17 protein-coding genes are annotated in these 22,671 nt (G+C 64.6%); 7 read left to right on the top strand and 10 right to left on the bottom strand.

Annotated features, from left to right (window positions below; translation table 11 throughout):
• The first annotated feature begins 63 nt into the window (after window positions 1-63).
• Window positions 64-2,718 carry a hybrid sensor histidine kinase/response regulator gene (locus tag G365_RS22620; protein WP_245554681.1) on the top strand — a complete coding sequence of 885 codons (2,655 nt, stop codon included), beginning with the start codon at window positions 64-66 and terminating at the stop codon, window positions 2,716-2,718.
• Between the two features lie 96 nt (window positions 2,719-2,814).
• A complete protein-coding gene (locus tag G365_RS0102885) occupies window positions 2,815-4,176 on the top strand; it encodes a TIGR03862 family flavoprotein (RefSeq protein ID WP_019644000.1) in 1,362 nt (453 codons plus the stop codon).
• A gap of 55 nt (window positions 4,177-4,231) precedes the next feature.
• Here the strand turns inward: G365_RS0102885 and G365_RS0102880 are convergent, their stop codons facing one another.
• From G365_RS0102880 to G365_RS20020, 5 genes are all read right to left on the bottom strand, one after another.
• Window positions 4,232-4,543: a hypothetical protein gene (locus tag G365_RS0102880; RefSeq protein WP_019643999.1), complete on the bottom strand. Its 312-nt coding sequence runs from the start codon at window positions 4,541-4,543 to the stop codon at window positions 4,232-4,234.
• A 113-nt stretch (window positions 4,544-4,656) separates the two neighbouring features.
• The gene (locus tag G365_RS0102875) at window positions 4,657-5,613 is read right to left on the bottom strand and encodes a hypothetical protein (protein ID WP_155976087.1); all 957 of its coding nucleotides are present in this window, start codon (window positions 5,611-5,613) and stop codon (window positions 4,657-4,659) included.
• A gap of 144 nt (window positions 5,614-5,757) precedes the next feature.
• Window positions 5,758-6,387: a nucleotidyltransferase family protein gene (locus G365_RS0102870; RefSeq protein WP_019643997.1), complete on the bottom strand. Its 630-nt coding sequence runs from the start codon at window positions 6,385-6,387 to the stop codon at window positions 5,758-5,760.
• Window positions 6,384-7,079: a pseudouridine synthase gene (locus tag G365_RS0102865; RefSeq protein ID WP_019643996.1), complete on the bottom strand. Its 696-nt coding sequence runs from the start codon at window positions 7,077-7,079 to the stop codon at window positions 6,384-6,386. Before G365_RS0102865 ends, G365_RS0102870 begins: the two co-directional genes overlap by 4 nt.
• Window positions 7,080-7,095: 16 nt before the next feature.
• A complete protein-coding gene (locus G365_RS20020; RefSeq protein WP_019643995.1) occupies window positions 7,096-8,262 on the bottom strand; it encodes an MFS transporter in 1,167 nt (388 codons plus the stop codon).
• A 362-nt stretch (window positions 8,263-8,624) separates the two neighbouring features.
• On the opposite strand from G365_RS20020, the gene G365_RS0102855 reads away from it, so the two are divergent.
• Entirely contained in the window at window positions 8,625-10,280 is a 1,656-nt protein-coding gene (locus tag G365_RS0102855; protein ID WP_019643994.1) for an acyl-CoA synthetase, read from the top strand.
• Window positions 10,281-10,336: 56 nt separating this feature from the next.
• On the opposite strand, the gene G365_RS0102850 is transcribed toward G365_RS0102855, so the two are convergent.
• Window positions 10,337-11,233 carry a LysR family transcriptional regulator gene (locus G365_RS0102850; RefSeq protein ID WP_019643993.1) on the bottom strand — a complete coding sequence of 299 codons (897 nt, stop codon included), beginning with the start codon at window positions 11,231-11,233 and terminating at the stop codon, window positions 10,337-10,339.
• A 123-nt stretch (window positions 11,234-11,356) separates the two neighbouring features.
• Here G365_RS0102850 and G365_RS20015 point away from each other — a divergent pair, with 123 nt between their 5' ends.
• The gene (locus G365_RS20015) at window positions 11,357-12,778 is read left to right on the top strand and encodes an MFS transporter (RefSeq protein WP_043741088.1); all 1,422 of its coding nucleotides are present in this window, start codon (window positions 11,357-11,359) and stop codon (window positions 12,776-12,778) included.
• 50 nt (window positions 12,779-12,828) lie between these two features.
• Window positions 12,829-13,035, top strand: coding sequence for a DUF1737 domain-containing protein (locus tag G365_RS0102840; protein ID WP_019643991.1), 207 nt, complete (start codon window positions 12,829-12,831; stop codon window positions 13,033-13,035).
• A 100-nt stretch (window positions 13,036-13,135) separates the two neighbouring features.
• Here G365_RS0102840 and G365_RS0102835 read toward each other — a convergent pair whose 3' ends face one another.
• The 4 genes from G365_RS0102835 to G365_RS0102820 form a co-directional block, all read right to left on the bottom strand.
• Complete coding sequence (locus G365_RS0102835; RefSeq protein ID WP_019643990.1) at window positions 13,136-13,546, bottom strand: lysozyme inhibitor LprI family protein; 411 nt, start codon at window positions 13,544-13,546, stop codon at window positions 13,136-13,138.
• 214 nt (window positions 13,547-13,760) lie between these two features.
• Entirely contained in the window at window positions 13,761-16,409 is a 2,649-nt protein-coding gene (locus G365_RS20010) for a glycosyltransferase family 2 protein (RefSeq protein WP_019643989.1), read from the bottom strand.
• A gap of 174 nt (window positions 16,410-16,583) precedes the next feature.
• The gene (locus G365_RS22615) at window positions 16,584-17,159 is read right to left on the bottom strand and encodes a hypothetical protein (protein ID WP_019643988.1); all 576 of its coding nucleotides are present in this window, start codon (window positions 17,157-17,159) and stop codon (window positions 16,584-16,586) included.
• 320 nt (window positions 17,160-17,479) lie between these two features.
• The gene (locus G365_RS0102820; RefSeq protein WP_019643987.1) at window positions 17,480-17,953 is read right to left on the bottom strand and encodes an Lrp/AsnC family transcriptional regulator; all 474 of its coding nucleotides are present in this window, start codon (window positions 17,951-17,953) and stop codon (window positions 17,480-17,482) included.
• A gap of 188 nt (window positions 17,954-18,141) precedes the next feature.
• Between G365_RS0102820 and G365_RS0102815 the strand changes: the two genes are divergently transcribed.
• Window positions 18,142-21,690, top strand: a complete 3,549-nt coding sequence (locus G365_RS0102815) for an indolepyruvate ferredoxin oxidoreductase family protein (RefSeq protein ID WP_019643986.1) — start codon at window positions 18,142-18,144, stop codon at window positions 21,688-21,690.
• A 169-nt stretch (window positions 21,691-21,859) separates the two neighbouring features.
• Entirely contained in the window at window positions 21,860-22,612 is a 753-nt protein-coding gene (locus G365_RS22610) for a TetR/AcrR family transcriptional regulator (protein WP_019643985.1), read from the top strand.
• The last annotated feature ends 59 nt before the right edge of the window (window positions 22,613-22,671 follow it).

Below are 22,671 nucleotides of genomic sequence, written 5' to 3'. Positions count from 1 at the left end.
CCCTGTTCCGGGGGCGGGGTGGGCCGGGCGCTGCGGTGCCCGGCATTGGGTGGAGTGCATGGTATGAACTGGAGACTGCGCGTCGGGCTTGCGATGTCCATCATGGGCCTGCTGTTTGTCAGCGCGCTTGCCTGCTTTGTGCTGCTGCTGGACCGGAAGACAGAGGCCATGGGCTCGGTCAGCGAGGATATGGTCTGGAGCACCTATCAGTTCGACCGTGAGGTGATGAAGGTTGAACTGGCGATGCGCGAGGCCGCCGCCGACCCCAGTGAAGCCCATATGGAAGCCCTGCGCCTGAATGTTGACATCCTGATCAGCCGTCTGATGATCCTGCGCGAAGGCCAGATGGTGAAGCTGCTGGCCGAAGCCGGGCTGTATCCGCAGCTGATTGACGTGGTGTCGCGGGCTGACCGCATCGTTGCGGAATTTGACAGCATTGATCAGGACGGCAAGCTTGCGGACCGCACCCTCTATCTGGCCGGGCTGCTGAAGCGCCTGCGCAATGACACCTCGGAGATCACCGCGCTGGCCAATCAGGCCCGTGCCGACCACATTTCCGACAGCCGCGCGCAGGATGTGCGGATCTATCTGATCATGGGCGGTCTGGTCGCGGCGATGATGGTGGCGATGCTGGGGGTATCCTGGCTGCTGTTCCGTCAGATCCGGGAAATTGAAAATTCCCGCACCAACCTGACCCTGCTGTCAGACAAGCTGCGCGACGCCGCCGCCCGGGCCGAGGCCGGATCACGGGCGAAGAGCGAGTTTCTGGCGACAATGTCCCACGAAATCCGCACTCCGATGAACGGGGTGATCGGTATGACGGACCTGCTGCTGGAAGGGCAGCTGGATGCCCGCCAGCGTCACCGGGCGCTGACCATCCGCAAGTCGGCGGAGCATCTGCTGGACCTGATCAACGACATTCTCGACTTCTCCAAGCTGGAGGCCAACCGCGTCATCCTGCAGGAAAGTGATTTCAGCCTGACCGATCTGGTGGAAAGCGTGCCGGAGATGCTGGTCGCCCGTGCCGCTGAAAAAGATCTGGAGCTGGTGGTAACCCTGTACCCCGAGGTCTGCCGTGATGTGCGGGGGGATGCCAGCCGCCTGCGTCAGGTGCTGGTCAATCTGGTTGGCAATGCCATCAAGTTCACCGATTACGGCGGGATTGAGGTGGTGGTCCGCCCCGGCGAGAGTGATATCGACCGCATCCGCTTCGAGGTGATCGACACCGGGATCGGCATTCCGGAAGAGGAACAGATCCGCCTGTTCCAGCTGTTTACCCAGATTGACGGCTCTGACACCCGCACCCGTGGCGGGACCGGTCTCGGGCTGGCGATCAGCAAGCGCATTGTTGACTGCATGGGCGGGCGTATCGGCGTCAGCAGCACCCCGGGCAGCGGAAGTGTCTTCTGGTTCGAGGTACCGCTGCCGCCGACCGGGGCCATTCACCAGATGGTTCCGCCGCAACTGCGCGGCCGCTCGGTGGCGCTGGTCAGCCCGCGCGATTTTCTGGGCCGGACCCTGCATCATCAGCTGCGGGTGATGGGGTTCAGCGTTGATCTGATGAATACCGATGCTGCCGCACAGCTCAGCTATGGCGGGCAGCATGACCTGCTGATCACCGATGGCCTGCTGCTGCTGCCCCCGGCGCTGCAGTCGCTGCCGTGGCTGACCCTGCCGGAAGCCGGGGCCGAGGCCGAGGCCCTGAAAAGAGTGGCCCAGCAGCAGGGGCGGGTGGTTCTGGTCCGCCCGCTGACCCCCCGCCATGTGCTGCGGGCCCTGTCTGAAGTGATGGGGCTTGAGCCGATCGAGCTGGATGAGCTGCCGCGTGTCCGGGCCCCGGCGGCGGCGCTGTCAGCCCCGGCGGCGGCACAGCCTGCCGCCCCCCGGGTGCTGGTGGCGGAAGATAACCCGGTCAATCAGCAGGTGATCGCCGGATTTCTGGAGCTGGTCGGCTGCGATCTCGAAATCGTCGGCAACGGGACCGAGGCGGTGGCTGCGGTGCGGCGCGGCCCGTTTGATGTGGTGCTGATGGATGTGCAGATGCCGGGCATGGATGGTCTGGAAGCGACCCGGCGCATCCGTGCCCTTGGCGGGCATGGGATGACGGTGCCGATTGTTGCCCTGACCGCCAATGCCATGCCGGGGGACGAGCGCCGCTGTCTGGAAGCCGGAATGAACGGCTATGTCGCCAAGCCGGTTGACCGGGTACGGCTGTCTGCCGCCCTGCGCCCCTATATCCCCCTGCGGGGGGATCTTCCGGCCCCGGGGTCGGTCGGCGATCTGATCAACCTGTCGCAGCTGGGCGGTCTGGTGGAAACTCTGGGCGAAACGGCGGTTGACCGGCTGCTTCAGACCTTCACCAAAGACAGTCTGATGCGGGTGCGGGCCATGCGCCTGTCGTGGACGCAGGGCGGGGCCCAGGGCGGCGGCGACCATGTGCGGGCAGAGCTGCACAGCATTGTCGGGGCTGCGGTGGGCATTGGCATGAAGCGGGTGACGCTGCTGTGCGAGCAGATCCGCGATGCGGTGATTGCCAATGTCGGCAGCGAGGTGGAGCGCCTGCTTGACCTGCTGGAGGCCGTGCTGAATGCCCTGCCGGTGACGTGGAAGGCGATCAACGATGCCGTTGCTTCTGCCGAAACCGTTCTGCCGCCATCCTCTTCTTCTTCCGGGGATAGAAACGGGCAGGTGATTCCGCTGCGCAAGCCGGGGGCCTGAGGCTGACGGCCCCCCTTCGGCTGTTGCGCCCGGCCGCGAAACCGCTATGGTGCGGGCCATTCTCAGCATCGGGATATGGGGCGGAAAGGATCAGGGGTGGTGTCAGAGCATCCGCAGCAGGGCCGGTGTCGTGGGGTTTCCGGTGATCCGGCCCGCCTTGTCCCGGCCCGCCTTGTCCCCGCCCGCATTGTCATTGTCGGCGGCGGCCCTGCCGGGCTGTATGCGGCGGAGCTGCTGGCCGCGGCGCTGCCGGGACGGGCGGTGGTGACGCTGTATGATGCCATGCCGTCCCCGGGCCGGAAATTCCTGCTCGCCGGGCGCGGCGGGCTTAACCTGACCCATTCAGAGCCGCTGGAGCGGTTTGTCACCCGGTATGCCCCGCAGCAGGACTGGCTGACGCCAATGGTGCAGGCCTGCCCGCCGCAGGCCCTGCGGGACTGGGCCGCCGGTCTGGGCATTGAGACCTTTGTCGGCACCTCCGGGCGGGTGTTCCCCACCGATTTTAAGGCGGCCCCGCTGATGCGGGCCTGGCTGCGGCGCCTGCGGGCGCTGGGGGTGCAGATGATGGTCCGCCACCGCTGGACCGGCTTTGCCCCGGCCCCGGCCCCGGCCCCGGCCCCGAATGGCCTGACCGGGGTCACCTTTCAGGCTCCCGACGGGCCGGTGACGGTACAGGCCGATGCGGTTCTTCTGGCGCTGGGGGGCGGAAGCTGGGCCCGGCTGGGGTCTGACGGGGCATGGATGCCCCTGCTGGAACAGGCGGGGGTGGCGGTCCGTCCGCTCCGGCCCGCCAACTGCGGTTTTCTGCGGGTCTGGACCCCGGATTTTGCGGCCCGCTTTGCCGGGACCCCCCTGAAAGCCATTGCGGTGCGGACCTGCGGGGATGACGGCACCCTGACGCCGTGGCGGAAGGGTGAGGCTGTGGTCAGCGCTGACGGCCTTGAAGGCAGCGTGATTTATGCGGTGTCCCGCCTACTGCGCCAGCAGCTGGAACAGGCGGGGGCCGCCCGCCTGCATCTTGACCTGCTTCCTGACCGTCCGGCCGGGGCGGTGACCGCTGCGGTATGCCGCCCGCGCGGCAGCCGGTCATGGTCCACGCACCTGAAGAAAGAGCTGGGGCTGGATGGCGTCAAACTGGCATTGCTGCGGGACTGTACCGGGCCGGATCTGTGGGCCGATCCGCGCCGGGTCGCCGCAGCGCTGAAAGATCTGGCGGTGGATCTGTCGGGCCCGCGCCCGATCGACGAAGCGATCAGCACCGCCGGGGGGGTCTGCCGGGATGCCCTGACAGACGATCTGCAGCTGAAGGCCCTGCCGGGGGTGTTCTGCGCCGGGGAAATGCTGGACTGGGAAGCCCCGACCGGCGGGTATCTGCTGACCGGCTGCTATGCCACCGCCCGCCGTGCGGCGGACGGGATTGAGCGGTTTCTCTATCCATTATCCCAGTGTTCTGCCTGAAAAGGGAAAGGTATCAAGGGAAGATACCTTTCCCGGGGTATCTGTTCAGGCGTCATCAGATGATGATGGAAACTACTTTTGTAATAGCGCCAATTATTTTTGAGGCACCGTTGATTACGTTGCAAAGTCTTTCAACGTTCCTCTTGACGGTCTCGAGGTCGTCGATGATGGATTGAACATCGACGGACGGGGTGTATTTTCCCCCAATTTCTTGGCTCTCTATTCTGATCAGTTCTTGGTTGAGTCTGTGGATGCATCGATGGACGCGCGCTTTCTCGTCAGCGCTGTCAGCGGCATTAAAAGCGGCCTCAAGGGCAGCAAGGCTTTGTTGGATGCTCTCTTTTGCGTCTTTAACACTGCACGACATGGTTTTTCTCCTGTAAATGCATGCCGGAGAGTTTGTCGAGTGAGCGGAAGCTGACCGGATAAAACGGTTGCCCGTAAAAACGGAGTGTCTGCGGCTGGCAGAAAGGCTCTGGCTCAGTGAGCGAAGGCATCCCGGTACGCTGAGGATGCCCGGTTCGCAAAGGCAAGAAAGCTCTGCACTTTCGCGGCAGTGCCCGGGCCATCGGGGGTCTTCAGGGCCTCGTGGGCCGCGACCATTTTATCCAGAGCATTTTTGACATCGGAAAAAGCGGCATCTGCTGCGGCTGCATCGGTTTCGGCGGTGTAGGCTGCATTGAACATATCGAAGAGCTGGGCTTTTCCGGGAGATCCGCGTTTTGTACTTTCTTCGCGGGCGTAAGTCAGGACCGTTTCGCGGGCCATCCTCTTTTCAACCACCACCCTGCAAAGGATTAAGCGCAGTCCTGCCCCCGGGAAGCATTCGGGAAGGCCACCGCTGAAGGTAGCTGAGCCAATCGCAGTATTCAGATAGGCTGCGGTCTCGCGGATCGCAGGGTCCATTCTGATCACGGCTTCGGTGATTTTTAGGGTGACGTATTCCTGCGTGAGGAATGTTCCGAGAGCGGATGCAGCCTTGACCCCTTTATCAACAGCGGCCTCGCTCAGCATTCCTGTCCCAAGCAGCAGTGACGATTGACTGAAGCCTTTGAGGCTGTCACCAAGGGTATTGATGGCGGGGCCAATCTTCTTCTGCGACTCTCCCTCGGTCAGGTCGGCCAGTATTTGGGCATAGGCCTGTAGGGCGGAAACCATCTTCAGGTGGTTCTGAAGGGCCTGAGGGTCAAATGCCGGTGCCGGTGGCCGTAAGGTAAACTGCTGGCCGCTGATGTAGGCGAGAGCGGCATCATATCTGTTGGCTTCTCGCTCGGCGGCAGCCGTTTTGTCGACAGCGGCCTGAAAGGTGGATGTTGTTGCGTCGAGTGCAGATGAAAATTTACTGATATTTTCTGCCGTCGGCGAGGAACTGCAGGCTGACACGCTTAATGCTAAAGCCAACGCTATGGCTGGCGTCCTTCCATTACGACCTGTCATTCTCATATCCCCTGATGGTGCTATTTCAGATTCCCGACATGGGTGATCCATCCTCCCTTTATTGATCTCAGGGTAGCGCGAATTTAAATCGCTAATAAGGGGATATTTTTATATAGAAATCTTTTTAGTAGAAAATGGGGCGGATTACAGTTTTTCTTGCCGGGCGCAGCGGGCCCGCAGGGCGGCCAGATCCTCCGGGGTGTCGATATCGGTGAAGATGGCGCTGCCGGTGCTTTCCACCATCCGCACATGCGCGCGGTGCCGCTGCAAGACCTCCCGCCCGCCGGTATCGCCGGTGACGGCGCACAGATCTTCAAAATAGGCGCGGTCCCACAGAACCGGATTGCCCCGCTGCCCGTTGCGGGCCGTCACGGCAATTGCCGGGGGCGGGCCCTGACGCCAGCCGTCATACAGTGCCCGCAGGGTCTCTGCCGTGACTTCCGGCATATCCGCCAGCAGGATCATCGCCCCGGCACAATCGGGCGGGCAGGCGCGCAGCCCGGCCCGCAGCGACGCTGACAGGCCATCAGAATAGTCCGGCGCATGGATCACGGTCAGGGGCAGACCATGCAGGGCGGTGCAGACGGCATCCGCCTGAAAGCCGGTGACCACGGTCACAGGCCCCAGCCCGCTGGCCAGCGCCGTCGCGGCACTGTGGCGGACCATCGGCAGGCCGTTGATCTCTTCCAGCAGTTTATGCCGCCCCTGCATCCGGCTGGAGCGACCGGCCGCCAGCACGATCAAAGCGACGGAAGGCGGGGGCGACGCGGTCACAGGCCAATCTCTTCCGGTGTTACATCGCGCCACTGGCCGGGGGCCAGCGTGCCAAGCGGCAGGGCACCGATGGCAACACGGATCAGCCGCAGGGTCGGGAAGCCGACGGCGGCGGTCATCCGCCGCACCTGCCGGTTCTTGCCTTCGGTCAGGGTCAGGCGCAGCCACGCTGTCGGGATGGCGGCACGGTAGCGGACCGGCGGGTCACGGGGCGGCAGATCAGGTTCGGCGGGGTCCAGCACGGCCCGGGCGGGCAGGGTATGATGATCCTGCTTGTTGATGCGGATGGTGACGCCATCGCGCAGGGCCTGCAGCGCCTGTTCGGTCGGTATGTTTTCCACCTGCGCCAGATAGGTGCGGGGGTGGCCGAAGCGGGGTTCCAGCAGGTGCTGGATCAGGCGGCCGTTGTTAGACAGCAGCAGCAGCCCCTCGCTGTCCTGATCCAGCCGCCCGACCGGATACAGCCCCGGCGGCAGGTCAAAATCAGCAAGGGTCTTCTGCCCCGGCTGATCGGGGGTAAACTGGCACAGCACGCCATAAGGCTTATGGAATGCCACGGTCCGGCTGGGGCCGGTGCGCACCGGCTCGGCGGGCCGTTTCGGCGGGCGCGGGCGCTGCCGGGGGGCCTCAAGGCCGGGCAGTCCGCGCAGGATCACCGGGCGTTTGCGGGCGGGGCGGGGCGGGGTGGTCATGGTGCAGGACAGCTTTCTAGGTCGGAGTGGTCCGGGTGAAGGCGGTGGCCGGGATCATCCGCAGCAACAGATAACCCCCGCCCGACAGCAGGGCCGAGGTCAGAAAGGCCCAGCCGCCGAAATGGTTATATAGCGGCCCGGCCCCCAGCATCAGAATACCCGGAATCACCCCGGCGGCGATGGAAGAATACAGAGACTGCGCCCGCGCCGTCAGGCCGGGGCTGACCATCCGCCCGACACTGTGCATCGCCCCCAGATGGGCGCAGCCGAATGTCAGGGCGTGCAGGCTCTGCAGCGGAAACAGCACCCACAGCGACGTGGTGAAGGGCATCACGGTCCAGCGCAGCACCCCGCCGAAGGCGGCCAGCGCCAGCAGATGCCGGGGCCGCAGGTGACGCAGGATCTGCGGCGAGAAGGCGAACAGCAGGATTTCGGCAATGACCCCCACCGCCCACAGCCCGCCGATGGTGACGGGGGAGATCCCCGCCGCCCGCCAGTGCAGGGTGCCAAAACCGTAAAACATGGTGTGACTGCCCTGAAAGCAGCCAAGGACGCATAAAAATAGAATGAACGGTCTGTCTTTGAAGAGTTTGCTCCACGGTTCGCGCGGCCCCTTCGGGCGTCCGGCATCAATCTTCGGCGGCAGGAAACAGGCGGCGCTGGTGATGACGGCGCAGCCGATCACCAGCCATACGATCACCTCGGCGGTCGGGCTGTGATCAATCGCCAGCCCGGCAATACCGGCCATAACGATAAAGGTGGCAGACCCCCACATGCGGATGCGGCCGTATTCAACCCGCCCGGCCGTGGTCAGGGCCATGGTGATGGTTTCGCTGATCGGCACAATACCGGCATACAGGGCCGAGGCCAGAAGCGACACGAGCAGGATCGGCCAGAACCCGTCAGCCACCAGATACGACGCCATCAGCAGCGCTGAAACGATGCCAAGGATCGCCAGCATCCGGTCGCGCCGCCCCCACAGATCGACCGCGCTGCCGATCAGCGGGTTGCTGATCACCCGCGCCCAGTACACCGCCCCCAGCACGATACCGATATCAACCGCCGACAGCCCGCGGTGCTGCAGCCAGACCGGCCAGAACGGCAGCTGGATTCCGGGAACACAGAACCACGCCCCGTACAGCAGGGACAGGCGCAGGGCATCAGAAGACAGAAAGCGGGGCACGGTGATCGGATCCGGCAGCGGGGAGGGACGGGGGGAAACTGTCAGGTGGCACTGTGCGCCGGAATGGCTGCGGATGACAAGAGGGGCCGATGGCAGGCCGGGCCGGGGCTGGTGCCGGTTCTGTGAAAGCCTGCCGGCGTCTTTGCCCGCGTCTCTGCTGACGGGCGCGGCTGGTTCCGGTACGCTTTTTTGGCGTGGCAGGTCTTCCGTGTATCATCATGACATTATGTTGCGATGCACGCTGCCGCAGAGTACGCTTCGTTCGCCGCAGGGGGAAATCAGGCGACAGACCGGAACACTCACGACCCCCGATGGCACACACTGGGACCGAAAATTGACAGGATCGACGGAGGAACGCGATCGTGGGCACGACGACCAACCCTTATGAGCTGCATCTGGACCAGAACCCGGCCAATTATGTGCCGCTGACCCCTGTGTCTTTCCTGCAGCGGGCGGCACGGGTTTTTCCGGATTATACTTCGGTGATTCACGGGCAGCGCCGCTTCACCTGGAAAGAGACGGATGCGCGGTCACGCCGTCTGGCCTCGGCGCTGGCCCAGCGTGGCATCAGCACCGGGGATACTGTCGCCTTTCTGGCCCACAACACCCCGGAAATGTACGAGGCGCATTTTGGCGTGCCGATGATCGGCGCGGTGCTGAATGCGATCAACACCCGGCTGGATGCTGACGCCATCGCCTTCATCCTCGATCACGGCGAGGCCAAGGTCCTGATTGCCGACCGTGAATTCGGCGAGCTGGTCACCCACATTCTCGGCAAGGTGTTCTACAAGCCGCTGGTGATTTATATCGACGATCCGGAGTGTGAGAACCCCGGCCCGAAGATTGGCGAATGCGATTACGAAGCCTTCATTGCCGCCGGTGATCCGGCCTATCAATGGGCGCTGCCCGCCAATGAGTGGGATGCGATTGCGCTTAACTACACCTCCGGCACCACCGGCAACCCGAAGGGTGTGGTCTACAGCCACCGTGGCGCTTACCTGACCGCCGTTTCCAACTCGCTGGACTGGGGCATGGGGCCGCATCCGGTCATTCTGTCCAACGTGCCGCTGTTCCACTGCAACGGCTGGTGCTTCCCGTGGACGGTGGCGATGACGGCAGGCACGTTCGTCTGTCAGCGCCGGGTGTCGGCCAAGGTGATCTATGACGCCATTGCTGACCACAAGGTCGCTTACGTCAACGGGGCCCCGATCGTGCTGGGGATGATCCTGAATGCGAAGGAAGAGGAAAAACGGTCCTTCGATCACATCGTCAACGTGATGACGGCAGCCGCCCCGCCCCCGGCCAGCGTGCTGGCCAGCATGGAGCAGCAGGGCTTCCGCGTTACCCACGTTTACGGGCTGACCGAAACCTATGGCCCGTCGGTGGTCTGCGCGTGGAAAGAAGAGTGGGACCACGGCGATATCGAGGAAAAAGCCCGCCTGAAGGCGCGGCAGGGCGTGCCCTATACCCTGCAGTTTGATCTGATGGTGGCCGACGCCACCACCATGCAGCCGGTGCCCGCCGACGGCGAGACCATCGGCGAAGTGTTCTGCCGGGGCAATCAGGTGATGCGCGGCTATCTGAAAAACCCGCGTGCCTCTGACGAAGCCTTTGCCGGGGGCTGGTTCCATACCGGCGACCTTGGCGTGATGCATCCCGATGGCTACATTCAGCTGAAGGACCGCTCGAAGGACATCATCATCTCGGGCGGCGAAAACATTTCGTCGATTGAGGTCGAAGGTGTTCTGCACAAGCACCCGTCGGTGGCGCTGGCTGCCGTGGTCGCCAAGCCGGATGCCAAGTGGGGCGAAACCCCCTGCGCCTTCGTCGAGCTGAAGCCCGGCCACAGCCTGACGGTGGAAGAGATTGTCGCCCATTGCCGGGCCAATCTGGCCGGCTTCAAATGCCCGCGTGATGTGCGCTTCGGCGACCTGCCGAAGACCTCCACCGGCAAAATCCAGAAGTATGTGCTGCGCAAGCAGCTTCAGGATGAGGCCGGGGACAGCGTGCCGCTGTAAAGGCGGGCCGGATCTGAGACTGACGGGGGGCTCCGGTGTGACCGGGGCCCCTTTTCTTATGATCCCGCCATACACAGGGCCCGGACACAGCCGCGCAGCCAGCGGTGGGCGGGGTCGGCCTCCAGCCGGGGGTGCCACAGCAGGGACAGGGTCAGGCCCGGCATCGGGAACGGCAGCGGAAAGGTGATCATGCCGTCCCGCAGGGCTGCGGTAAAGCGGTCGGGGACCGTGGCGATCAGGTCACTGCGGCGGGCCAGCGCCAGCGTTTCGGAAAAGCCGCCGACCGTCACCACCACCCGCCGCCGCAGGCCAAGGGCGGCAAGGGCGGTGTCGGTCAGGCCCTGACTGACGCCCCGGCGCGACATCAGCACATGGTCCCCGGCGGCAAAGCGTTCTGCCGTCACCGGGCTGTCCAGCAGGGGGTGGCCGGGCCGCACCGCCCCGACCATCCGGTCCTGAAACAGGGCCTGTGTGCGCAGCTCCGGCCCGGTTTCCTCTGTCACCACGCCGATCTCCAGATCCACCGCCCCGGTGCGCAGGGGCGTCGTGTCCTTCTGTGGTTTGGGCAGAAACCGCAGGCGCGCCAGCGGCGCTTCGGTGCTGACGAGGGCCAGCAGCGCCGGGCCGAAGGTTTCTACAAAGCCATCGCTGGCCCGCAGGGTAAATGTCCGCTCCAGACGGGTCAGATCAAGGGTGGTCTCCGGGCGCAGCACCTGTTCCGCCGTTTCCAGCAGGGTCTGCACCTGATCGCGCAGGGCCAGCGCCCGGGGGGTGGGCACCAGCCCGCGCCCGGCCCGCACCAGCAGCGGGTCGCCGGTCACCTCCCGCAGCCGGGCGAGGGCGCGGCTCATGGCGGACGGGCTCAGGTGCAGGCGGGCGGCGGCCCGGGCGACGCTGCCTTCCGTCAGCAGGGCATTCAGGGGGATCAGCAGGTTCAGGTCCGGCAGCGGCATCGGGGGAGGGATCCTGATAAGGCGTCACATGCAGCATTATACTGCAAAGGGTGCGTATTCCGCCATATCAGGCCTGGGGATAGTCTTGTGGTCCTGCACGGACCGTATTCAGGAGAGATCTTCATGGCAGCGACATCCCCTTTAACGCACAGGCCCCCTTCTTCCGGCCGGGCGGCACTGATGGCGCTCGGCCTGTGTGTGCTGCTGTCGGCGCTGGGCGGCAGCATTGCCACGGTCACCCTGCCGTCGCTGGCACAGGGCTTCAGCCAGCCGGTGGCGGCGGTACAATGGGTGGTGGTGGCGTATCTTCTGGCCCTGACCACGCTGGTGGTCGGGGCGGGGCGGCTGTCTGACCTGTGGGGCCGCCGCCGTCTGCTGCTGACCGGAACCGGCCTGTTCCTGCTGGCTTCCCTGCTGTGTGCCGCCGCCCCGGACCTGTGGGGACTGGTGGCGGCGCGGGCCCTGCAGGGGGCCGGGGCGGCGGTGATGATGGCGGTCAGCATGGCGCTGATCGGCGATGTGATCCCCAGCGGGCGCACCGGGCGGGCAATGGGGCTGATGGGCACGCTGTCGGCGGTCGGGACGGCCTCTGGCCCGTCTCTGGGCGGGCTGCTGATACAGGCGTGGGGCTGGCCGCCGGTGTTTGTCGCCGTTGCCGCCGTGGCGGCCGTGGTCTGGGGGCTGGTGGCGCTGTCTGTACCGGCGGACCGGCGGACCGCAACGGCCCGCCCGCCGTTTGATGGCCGCAGCATGGCGTTGCTGGTGGTGATGCTGACCGGATATGCGCTGGCGATGACGGGGGCCGGGGAGATGGGGCTGGCCCTGCGGGGTGGATTTCTGGCCATCGCGGTGGTGTTCGCCGGATTGGTGCTGTGGTCGCTGCGGCGCAGCCCGTCACCGCTGATCCGGCTTGATCTGCTGGGGGATCCGGCCCTGCGGGGCAGCCTGCTGGCAGGCTTTCTGGTGTCGGCGGTGATGATGGCCACGCTGGTGGCCGGGCCGTTCTATCTGACGCAGGGGGTCGGCCTGACGGCGGCACAGGTCGGTCTGGCGATGTCATCCGGCCCGGTGATGTCGGCCCTGTCGGCAGGCCCGGCGGGGCGGCTGGCCGACCGTTTCGGGGCGGACCGCGTCACCCGCTGGGGACTGGCCGGTATGGTTGCCGGGTGCGCGGCGCTGGCGGTGCAGGCCGGATCCGGCGGCTGGGCAGGGTATGTGCTGGCGCTGCTGGTGCTGACCCCAGGCTATGCCCTGTTTCAGACCGCCAATAACACCGGCGTGATGCGGGGGCGGGCCACCGACCAGCGGGGGGTGGTCTCCGGGCTGCTGAACCTGTCGCGCAATCTGGGGCTGGTCACCGGGGCATCGGCGATGGGGGCGGTGTTTCTGTGGGGGGCCGGTGGGGCGGTGACGTCTGCCGCCGCTGCCGCATCAGGGCTGCGGGTGGCGTTCGGGCTGGCGCTGGGGCTGGTGGCGGTGGCCCTGCTTCTGGTCCGGGGTACCGGAAAATCTGCCTTGCCTGCGGATGATCCTGCTCTACAGTGACATCCCCAGAACGGACCGCCGGAGCCCGGCGGCAAAGACGGAGTAAGGGAATGAAGCTGTATCGTTACCTGACCGGCCCGGATGATTCCGCCTTCTGTCACCGTGTGACAGCCGCGCTGAACAAGGGCTGGCAGCTGCACGGCACCCCGACCCTGACCTTTGATGCCGAGCAGAAGCGCGTGATCTGCGGTCAGGCGATTGTCAAAGAAGTTGAGGGGGTTGAGTATACCCCTGACCTAAAGCTGTCTGAGTTCTGATCCGCCTTGCTAGCGGGACCGCTGACAGCGTTATGACGGAAAAAGGGGCCACTGCGCCCCTTTTTCCTTGACCGGGTTCAGGGGAGTTCAGCGTGGGGCCTCAGGGCCCGCCGATGCTGGCCTCCAGCTCGTCAATCCGGCTGGCGGTCAGGTCAGACATGCAGGTCAGGCGGCTGAGTTCTATTGTGCTGCCGTTATCAAGATCCAGCGCATTCCACGCGCATTCTGCATCGCGGTAGGCCATCCAGGTGGTCTGGGCGGCCCGAAACAGCGGCAGTGCGGAGGCGGGGATCTGCTTTTCCCCGCGCTTCATCAGGGCATCCAGTTTCTTCTGATTGCTGTTCAGATCTTTCTGGGCACAGGTCAGCAGTTCAGCCGGGTTAATGGTGCGTTCGCAGTTGATGGCTTTATCGGCGGCAAAGACAGCCGGGCTGAAGCCGCAGAGGACCCCGGCAAGCAGCGGCAGGGCGCAGGCGCGGACCAGTGCTGACGCGGTGTTCTGTCGGATCATGCCGGGTCTCTCCGTTCCATCCGTCTGGTTCATCGGTCTGCCTTCTTCCGCAGTGCGGAAAATGACGGACAGCACTGTACACATTTTTTGCCAAAGATGCAGGGGATGGATTGTCCCGCCTGCTGTTTCGCGAGTGGCGTGTGGCACAAATACGTCAGGAGGGGCCAAAAGGCCCCTCCTGCATCGTTTTGTCCGGTACGTGTAAGGGCGTGTCTCAGCCCGGGCGGTGGGTGGTGCTGCTGCCCGGTGCCCCGGCGCGCACCGGGATCCCCTTGAAGCGGTCCTTGTTCTTTTCCACCCAGCGCATGACACGGGCGGACAGGAACGGGATCGCCTGTACTGCCACGGTGGCGGCGAAGATATCCTGCTCGGTGATGTTCAGCGGGTTCATTACCCACAGCAGGGTGGCGGAGGCCAGCAGGGCCACCCCCAGCACGGTTTCCCAGAACACCGGGCTATCGGTCATCTTCTTTTTGGCAGCCTGCGCCGGTTTGGCGGTGTTGCCGCCCTTCTCCGTCCGGGCGAAGGCCAGATTGTCCTTCACCAGACCGGTGTAAACGGCGTTGCCGACGGTCAGCTGCAGGCTCATCGCGGCGACCGCAGCCCCCAGAATTTCCGGCAGGGCGGCCTTCACACGGGTGCGGTACAGCAGCACGCAGTGCAGCACGTTGATGACGAAGCTGGTCAGAATCGGGATGGTCAGGGACATCATCGGCAGCACCATGCCGACAAACACGATCATCGGCACCCACACCAGATTCAGCATCGCCACGGCGACACCCAGCGCGTCCGACAGCCAGAAGATCCAGCCGGAGACGAACTGTGCCTTCTGGGCCGAGGTCAGGGTCTTCGACTTGGGCAGCATATGCCGCCAGTGATGCTTGATGATCTGGATCGCGCCATAGGCCCAGCGGTGACGCTGGGTTTTAAACGCCTTGAAGGTATCAGGCAGCAGACCCCAGCCATACCGGCGGTTGGTATAGGTGGCGTCGTATCCGGCCTCAAACAGGCGCAGGCCGAGTTCGGTGTCTTCAACGATGGTGTCAGACGACCAGCCGCCGACTTCCTCAAACGCCGAACGGCGCAGCATCAGCATGGTGCCGTGGGCGACGATGGCGTTGTCTTCGTTCCGCTGGACCATGCCGATATCGAAGAAACCGGCGTACTCCCAGTTCATCATCGTCTTGAACAGGCTTTCCTCGCCGTCGCGGTGATCCTGCGGGGCCTGTACCAGCGCGATCTTGGGGTCAGCAAAGGCGGGCACCATGTCGCGCAGCCAGTGCTTGTCAACGGCATAGTCGGCGTCGATGACGGCCAGCACTTCCGCCTTCGGGTCGGTGAAGCCGTAGGCCATCGTCATCGCCCCGGCCTTAAACCCTTTGACCTTCGGCAGATAGATAAACTTGAAGACTTCTTTCCCCAGCCGTTCGTTCAGAACGGCACAGTGATCGGCCACCGGACGCCAGTAGTATTCGTCGGTGGTGTTGTTCATGATCACCAGAACTTCAAAGTTCGGGTATTCCAGCGCCGCGCAGGTATCCAGCGTGTACTTCATCATTTCCGGCTGCTCTTTGTAGCCGGGAACGTGAATGGACACCATCGGCTGATAGTCAGAGGCCGGGCCTTCCGGGTCGGCGACGATCAGGCGCTTGGGGGCGTGGCCCAGCAGCACTTCGCTGATTTCGTTGACCTTGGCCAGTGTCATGATGGTCAGCGGGATCACCATGATCACGCCGGTGGCCCACATGACGCCGGTACCGAAATTGATGTAGTTGCCGAAGGGATAGGCAATCGCCAGCGCGATACCGGCGGCAAAGCCGTTGGCGGCCAGCGCATAGATGAGGGCGTGCGCCAGTGTCGGGCGGCGGCGGCGCAGGCCGATCACCGTCAGCAGGGCGCCGATGGCCAGTGCCCCGAAGGCAATCGGGGTGTAGACAACCTTGAACTCACCTTCCAGCGGGAACTTCAGGCGGCGTTCGGAATCGAAGACCCCCCAATAGGCCCCGACGGACCCTTCGTTGACCTTCCACGGCTGGTCGAAGGCTTCGATGATGTTGTATTCGATGCCCCGGCGCTTGGCTTCGCGGATGAAGCCACGGATGATTTCCGCCTGAACGTGCTTGCCGGTGGTGGCGGCCTTGAAGTTATAGCCCTGGCTCGGCCAGCCGAATTCGGCAACGACGATCCGCTTGCCGGGATAGGCCTTGCGCAGCATGTCAAGGCGCTCATAGGCGACCTTCACCGCCTCTTCCCACGGCACCCCTTCCCAGTAAGGCAGAAGGTGGGCGGCGATAAAGTCGGTTTCGCTGACCAGTTGCGGGTACTTCAGCCAGATGTCCCAGGTTTCCCCGGTGGAGACCTGTACGTCAGGCTTAACGCGGCCACGCACTTCCCGCAGATAGATGATCAGCTGCTCGACCGTCACTTCCGCACGCAGCAGGGATTCGTTGCCGATATACAGCGAGCGGACGTTCCAGTTGTTGTTGGTCAGCTTCAGGGCGCGTTCGATTTCGGCACGGTCTTCCTCCACCTCGCCGGACAGCCAGGCGGCGGTGGTCACGTACATGCCGTGGGCGCGGGCCAGTTCCGGCACCTTCTCCAGACCGAGGCGGCTGGAGTACAGACGGATGTTCCGGGTGTACTTCGACAGCAGCGTCAGATCCTGATCGATGCGCTCAACGGGAACGACAAAGCCGTCCACCGGGTCTTCCCCCGGCTTGAAAGGGCTGAACGACAGCGAGTGGATGGGCATTTCCATGCCCTTTTCCGTCACGTCCGGCGGCAGAACGCTGACGTTGGCATGCAGCCAGATGCCGAAATGAAGGGCGGCAGCAAGGACGGCGGCGAAAAGGATGCGCACCATGGCCTCTGATTCCAGAAGTCCCGCAGGGGCATCCCGCAGGGCATGTTGAAGAACCGGACCCCGCAGCGGGGGTAATCCGACTGCGGGGTCCGGCTGTGAAGCGTCGCGTCGGAAGACGGAAAGAAAGAAGGGGCCAGACCGCTGACGGCCTGACCCGCTTACAGTGCCTTAACCTTAGTCCTGCTTGGTCCAGCAACGGTCAATGCGGGCAGCGATATCTTCAGCCGAGGCGTTGACGGTGCTGTCATTCACCAGGCAGCGGAAGGTCGGGCCGATGTGCTTTTCATCGCAGCTGAACAGACGGTAGAAGTCCATGAACTTGCGGGCCTGATCGACGTCGTCGCGGGCCAGCAGCCCGACAATGCGCTTGCCGGTGTAGGCGCATTCGCCCGACAGATTGGCCGGCAGCGGCTTTTCTTCAGCCTTGGCGACCGGGGCAGCGGCTGCGGCAGTGGCAGCCGCTGCGGCCGGGGCGGCGGCCTTGGGGTCAGCCTTCGCGTCAGTGGCCTTCGCGTCAGTCTTGGGTTCGGGCTTGGGTTCGGGCTTGGTTTCAGCCTTGGCCGGGGCCGCCTTCGGCGCTTCGGCGGGCTTTTCCTGCTTTTTGGCCGGGGCGGGCTGCTGTTCGGCGGTGGCAGCCGGCTGGGCCTGCGCCACCTGCACGGCAGGGGCGCTCAGATCAGCGGCATGGGCCGCAGCGGCAGCAAGTACCACGACAGAGCCAACGGCAAGAGCGCGCAGGGCAACGTTCATTCTTTTTTGTCCTGACTGGATGACCAAGATCCCGATAAGGATGCACGTAAGCCCGCGCGAATCATACCCTGAATCATACCCTTGTATGGTCCCTGTAGGGGCCGCTGCGGGCGCATGCCTCCCTTGAAGTTTGCAGATGTTAGCCTAAACGCCAAAAAACTCAACAGCTTGTGGAGGTGTATTCCTCCAATTGAGCAGATGCGGGAAACTCATTGAAATTCCATCGCTCTTTGACTGCGGCGGTTGAATTTTCCCGCCGGGGCGGTCCGACTCTGGTTCTTTCGGCCTATTTCAGCCCGGCCCGGGGCCGGGGCTGACGGCTATGGGCGTGGCAGGGGCAGGGCGGTTTCGTACTTGATTTCGCGCAGCGCGAAGTTGGATTTGACGTGGGCGATGCCGGGCAGCCGGAACACGAAATCCTGCAAAAAGCGGTCGTAGGTCCGCACCTCATCGACCACCACCCGCAGCAGATAATCGTAATCCCCGGTCATCGCGTAACACTCCATGATTTCCGGGCGGCGGCGCACTTCCTGCTCAAAGCGCTCGACCGCGCCTTCGGTCTGCCGTTCCAGCGTGACATTGCAGAACACGCTTTCACCGATGCCGACCTTATGCGGGTCGAGCAGGGCGACATAGCCGCGCACCACGCCGCTGTCTTCCAGCGCCTTGACCCGCCGCCAGCACGGCGAGGCCGACAGGCCGATCCGTTCCGCCAGATCGTTATTGGTCAGCCGCCCATCCTGTTGCAGCTCGGAAAGAATGCGGATTTCAGTCGGGTCCAGAGATGTCGTCATGCGGGTAAAAAATCCTGAAAAATCGGTTCTGGGGGAAAAGTCTGCCCCAGAATGCCATGTCGAAGGGTAAAATAGGGAAAAAATTCCGCCTCCCCGGATCTAGAATTGGTCTGAATTGAAGAATACCCGACCCCGGCGCTGCTGTATCGCCGCCGGAGGATCGGGCCACACACCGGGAGGCCCCTGCAATGACCAACGCCCTGACCGCCGCACCCGTGCCGCAGACGTCACTGGCTGATCCGTCCTACACCCTTCAGGACCGCTACCTTCGCCCCCATGGCCGGGTTTACCTGACCGGCACGCAGGCGCTGGTGCGGCTGCCGCTGATGCAGGCGGCGCGGGACCGGGCGGCGGGCCTGACCACGGCGGGTTATATCTCCGGTTACCGGGGCAGCCCGCTGGGGGGCTATGATCAGGCGCTGTGGCAGGTGAAAGATCTGCTGGCCGAAAATGCGGTCACCTTTCAGCCCGCCATCAACGAAGATCTTGCCGCCACTGCCGTCCTTGGCAGCCAGCAGGTGGAACATGGCGGCGAGGGCACGGTGGAGGGTGTGTTTGCCATCTGGTACGGCAAAGGGCCGGGGGTGGACCGTGCGGGGGATGCACTGAAGCACGGCCACGCCTTCGGGTCGTCACCGCATGGCGGGGTGCTGGTGGTGGCGGGGGATGACCACGGGGTGGTCAGCTCGTCGATGCCGCATCAGTCTGACCATGCCTTCATCGCGTGGTCGATGCCGGTCCTCAACCCGGCGAATATTCAGGAGTATCTTGATTTCGGCCTGTATGGCTGGGCGCTGTCGCGCTTTACCGGGGCGTGGGTCGGCTTTAAGGCGATTTCAGAGACGGTGGAAAGTGCCGCCTCGGTGGAGGTGGACCCACACCGCCTGACCCTGACCGCCCCCAGCGGTTACACGGTGCCGGTCGGTGGCCTGCATTACCGCTGGCCCGATCTGCCGAGCCTGACCATCGAAGAACGGATGGCCGCCAAGCTGGAGGCCGTGCATGCGTTTGTCCGGGCCAATCCGGGCATTGACCGGCTGCTGGTCGATGCGCCACAGGCGCGCTTCGGCATCGTCACCACCGGCAAGGCATCTCTGGACCTGATGGAGGCACTGGCCCGACTGGGGCTGGATGAGGCCGGGCTGGCCGCGCTGGGGGTGCGGGTGCTGAAGCTGGGTCTGACATGGCCGCTGGAGCCGCAGGCGATGCGCCGTTTTACCGCCGGGCTGGATGAGGTGCTGGTGGTCGAAGAGAAAAAGGGCATCATCGAAGATCAGATCAAGACCCTGCTGTACGGCCAGCCCGGCGCGCCGAAGGTCTCCGGTAAGACGGCCCCGGATGGCCGCGCCCTTCTGGCCTCGCTGGGGGAACTGCGTCCGTCACGGATTGCCCCGGCGCTGGTGGAGCGCCTGTCCGCCGCTTTCCCGTGGCTGGCCCCGGATCTGGCGGAGCGTCTGCCGCAGGTGGCCCCGGCGCTGCGCCGGTTCGACCTGCCCGCCGATGTCAAGCGGACCCCGTATTTCTGTTCCGGCTGTCCGCACAATTCCTCGACCAAAGTGCCGGAGGGCAGCAAGGCTTACGCGGGCATCGGCTGTCACTTCATGGCCAACTGGATGGACCGCTCCACCGAAGGGCTGGTGCAGATGGGGGGCGAAGGCGTCAACTGGATGGCGCAGTCGCTGTTTTCCCGGCGCAGACATGTGTTCCAGAATCTGGGCGATGGCACCTATTACCATTCCGGGCTGATGGCGATCCGGCAGGCCATCGCGGGCAAGACCAACATCACCTATAAAATCCTGTTCAACGACGCGGTGGCGATGACCGGCGGCCAGCCGCACGACGGGCCGCTGACGGTGCAGGAAATCTCGCGGCAGGTCCATGCCGAAGGGGTGCGGCGCATCGCCGTGGTCAGTGACGAGCCGGAAAAGTACACCGACCGCAGCGGCTTTGCCCCCGGCTGCACCTTTCATCACCGGTCAGAGCTGGATCCCGTGCAGCGCGGTCTGGCCGCCACCCCCGGCGTCACCGTGCTGATTTACGATCAGGCCTGCGCGGCTGAAAAGCGCCGTAAGCGCAAGCGGGGCAAATTCCCCGATCCGGCCCGGCGTCTGTTCATCAACGAAGCGGTGTGTGAGGGCTGCGGCGACTGTACCGCCAAATCCAACTGCCTGTCGGTGCAGCCGGTGGAAACCGAGTTCGGTCGCAAACGGCAGATTGATCAGTCGTCCTGCAACAAGGATTTTTCCTGCGTCGAGGGCTTCTGCCCCAGTTTTGTCTCGGTGCGCGGGGGCGCGGTGCGCAAACCCCAGAGCGCCGGGGATTTCCCCGGCTTCCGGGAGCGGGTGGCGGCCCTGCCGCTGCCTGCGGTGCCATCGGTCAGCGCTGAACCGTGGGAAATTCTGGTCACCGGCATCGGCGGCACCGGGGTGGTGACGGTGGGGGCGCTGCTGTGTATGGCGGCGCATCTTGAAGGCAAGGGCGCCAGTGTGCTGGACTTCATGGGGTTCGCTCAGAAGGGGGGCGCGGTGCTTAGCCATGTCCGCATCGGCGCGTCGCCGCAGGCGTTGCGGCAGGTGCGGATTGATATCGGTCAGGCAGAGGTTCTGCTGGCCTGCGACATGGTGGTGGCCACCACGCCGGAGGCGCTCGGCGTGCTGCGGCAGGGCCACAGCCGGGTGATCTGCAACACCGCCGAGGTGCCGACAGGCGCGTTTATGCGCAACCGCGATGCCACCCTGCAACCGCAGCGGCTGACGGTGGCGCTGGAGCAGGCTGTCGGGGGCGATAACCTTGATCTGGTTGACGCCAGCCGTCTTGCCACCGCCCTGCTGGGCGACAGCATCGGGTCCAACCTGTTCCTGCTGGGCTACGCGTGGCAGAAAGGGCTGCTGCCGGTCTCGCTGGAGGCGCTGGAAAAGGCGATTGACCTGAACGGCGTGGCGCGGGATGCCAATAAGCGGGCGCTGGCGTGGGGCCGGATGGCGGCGGTTGATCCGGCCTATGTGACGGATGTTGCCGCCGGGTTCGGCACCGTGCGGCCTAAGCTGGCGCAGGATGTGGACAGCGTGATCGCGGCCCGCGCCGATGATCTGGCGGGGTATCAGGATGCGGCTTACGCTGAGCGCTTCCGCCGGATCATCGCGCAGGTCCGGCAGGCGGAGGCCGCGGTGTCTTCCGGCCATGCCCTGACGCTGGCGGCGGCGCGGGGCCTGTACCGGCTGATGGCCTATAAGGATGAGTACGAGGTGGCGCGCCGCTATGCCGATCCGGCATTCCGGGCCCGGCTGGATCAGGTGTTTGACGGTGACTATAAGGTGTCGCTGCATCTGGCCCCGCCGCTGCTGCCGCTGGGCCGCACCCCGGGCGGAGAGCCGCGCAAGCACGAATTCGGGCGCTGGATTTTCCCCGTTCTGGGGGTGGTGGCCCGCCTGAAAGGGCTGCGCGGCACCCGGTTCGATCCGTTCGGCTGGACGGCAGAGCGCAGGATGGAACGCGCCCTGATCGCAGAGTATGAAGCGCTCCTGCGGGATCTCTGTGCCGGGCTGACGGATGCGGCCCGGCTGGCGACGGCGGTGGAGATTGCGGCGGCAGCCGATGACATCCGTGGCTTCGGCGCGGTGAAGGAAAAGGCGGCGCAGTCCGTCAGGCAGCGCTGGGCTGATCTGCTGGCGGTTTTCCGCTCCCCGGCGCCGCAGACCGGGCAGGGGCGTGAAGCTCGCCTGCTGGCTGCTGAATAATCTGTTGAACACCCGTGAGAAACTGGAAAAAGGAGACGCCGGAGCCTGCGGTCTCCTTTTTTCGGCCTCAATCATGGGGTGAATGACCCGAATATGCTTTTTCCGTATGGCCCATAGTCGGGAATGCTGTCAGAACGACAGCATAGAAATGACTCGGGGAACTCGGCCCATGGTCTTCACCTATCCGCAGAACGGCAGAACCGGCGCGCAGCCCGCAGATCCGGCACTGTCAGAACGGGATGACGTTTCTGACATTCCGCCGGGGCCGGTCCCCCCGCGCGACGGGCGGCGGCGGGCGCGGACCCCGCAGGAGCAGGAGCGGGTCCGGCGGCAGTTTCTTGACTGTGCCCGCCGGGTCCATGCCCGTGACGGTGTTGCCGGGCTGACCATGCGGCGGCTGGCGGCAGAGGCCGGGTACAGCCCCGGCACCCTCTATCTCTATTTTTCCGGGCGGCAAGACCTGCTGCGGGAACTGTGGTCAGAAGATCTGTCAGCCCTTCTGGAGACCATGCGGACGGCGGTTTCCGCCGTCGGCGAAGCCCCGGCCAGTCGCCTGACCGCGCTGTTTTCGGCCTATGCGGATTTCTGGTGGCAACGGCCCGATCCGTTCCGGGCCATGTTTCTGGAGGCGGATCACCAGTTCGTGCAGGAACGGGAGGCTTTTGCCGCTGATCCGGTGGTCCAGCGGGTCAATGTCTTCATCCTTGATCAGGTCCGGCTGGCGGTTCCGGCAGGGACGGGGCCGCAGGATCTTGACGTGATCGCCCACGGCATGCTGGCGGCGGTGCACGGGGTCATCAGCCTGCATATCGGCAACAGCGGCTTTCCGTGGGCGGACCGGGCACAGATGACCGGCTTTGTGCTGAAGGCCCTTACCGGAGCCCTGACTGCCGGAGCCCTGACTGCCCCGCCGGCCCGGTAGGAAGAGCGGTATTTCCGTCCGGCCATAACGGACCATCGGTATGGTGGTAATGCGCGACA

It is taken from the genome of Novispirillum itersonii subsp. itersonii ATCC 12639, assembly GCF_000381985.1.
GTDB lineage: Bacteria > Pseudomonadota > Alphaproteobacteria > Rhodospirillales > Rhodospirillaceae > Novispirillum > Novispirillum itersonii.
Note: the sequence above shows the minus strand (reverse complement) of the source record. Positions and strands in the feature narration are given on the sequence as shown.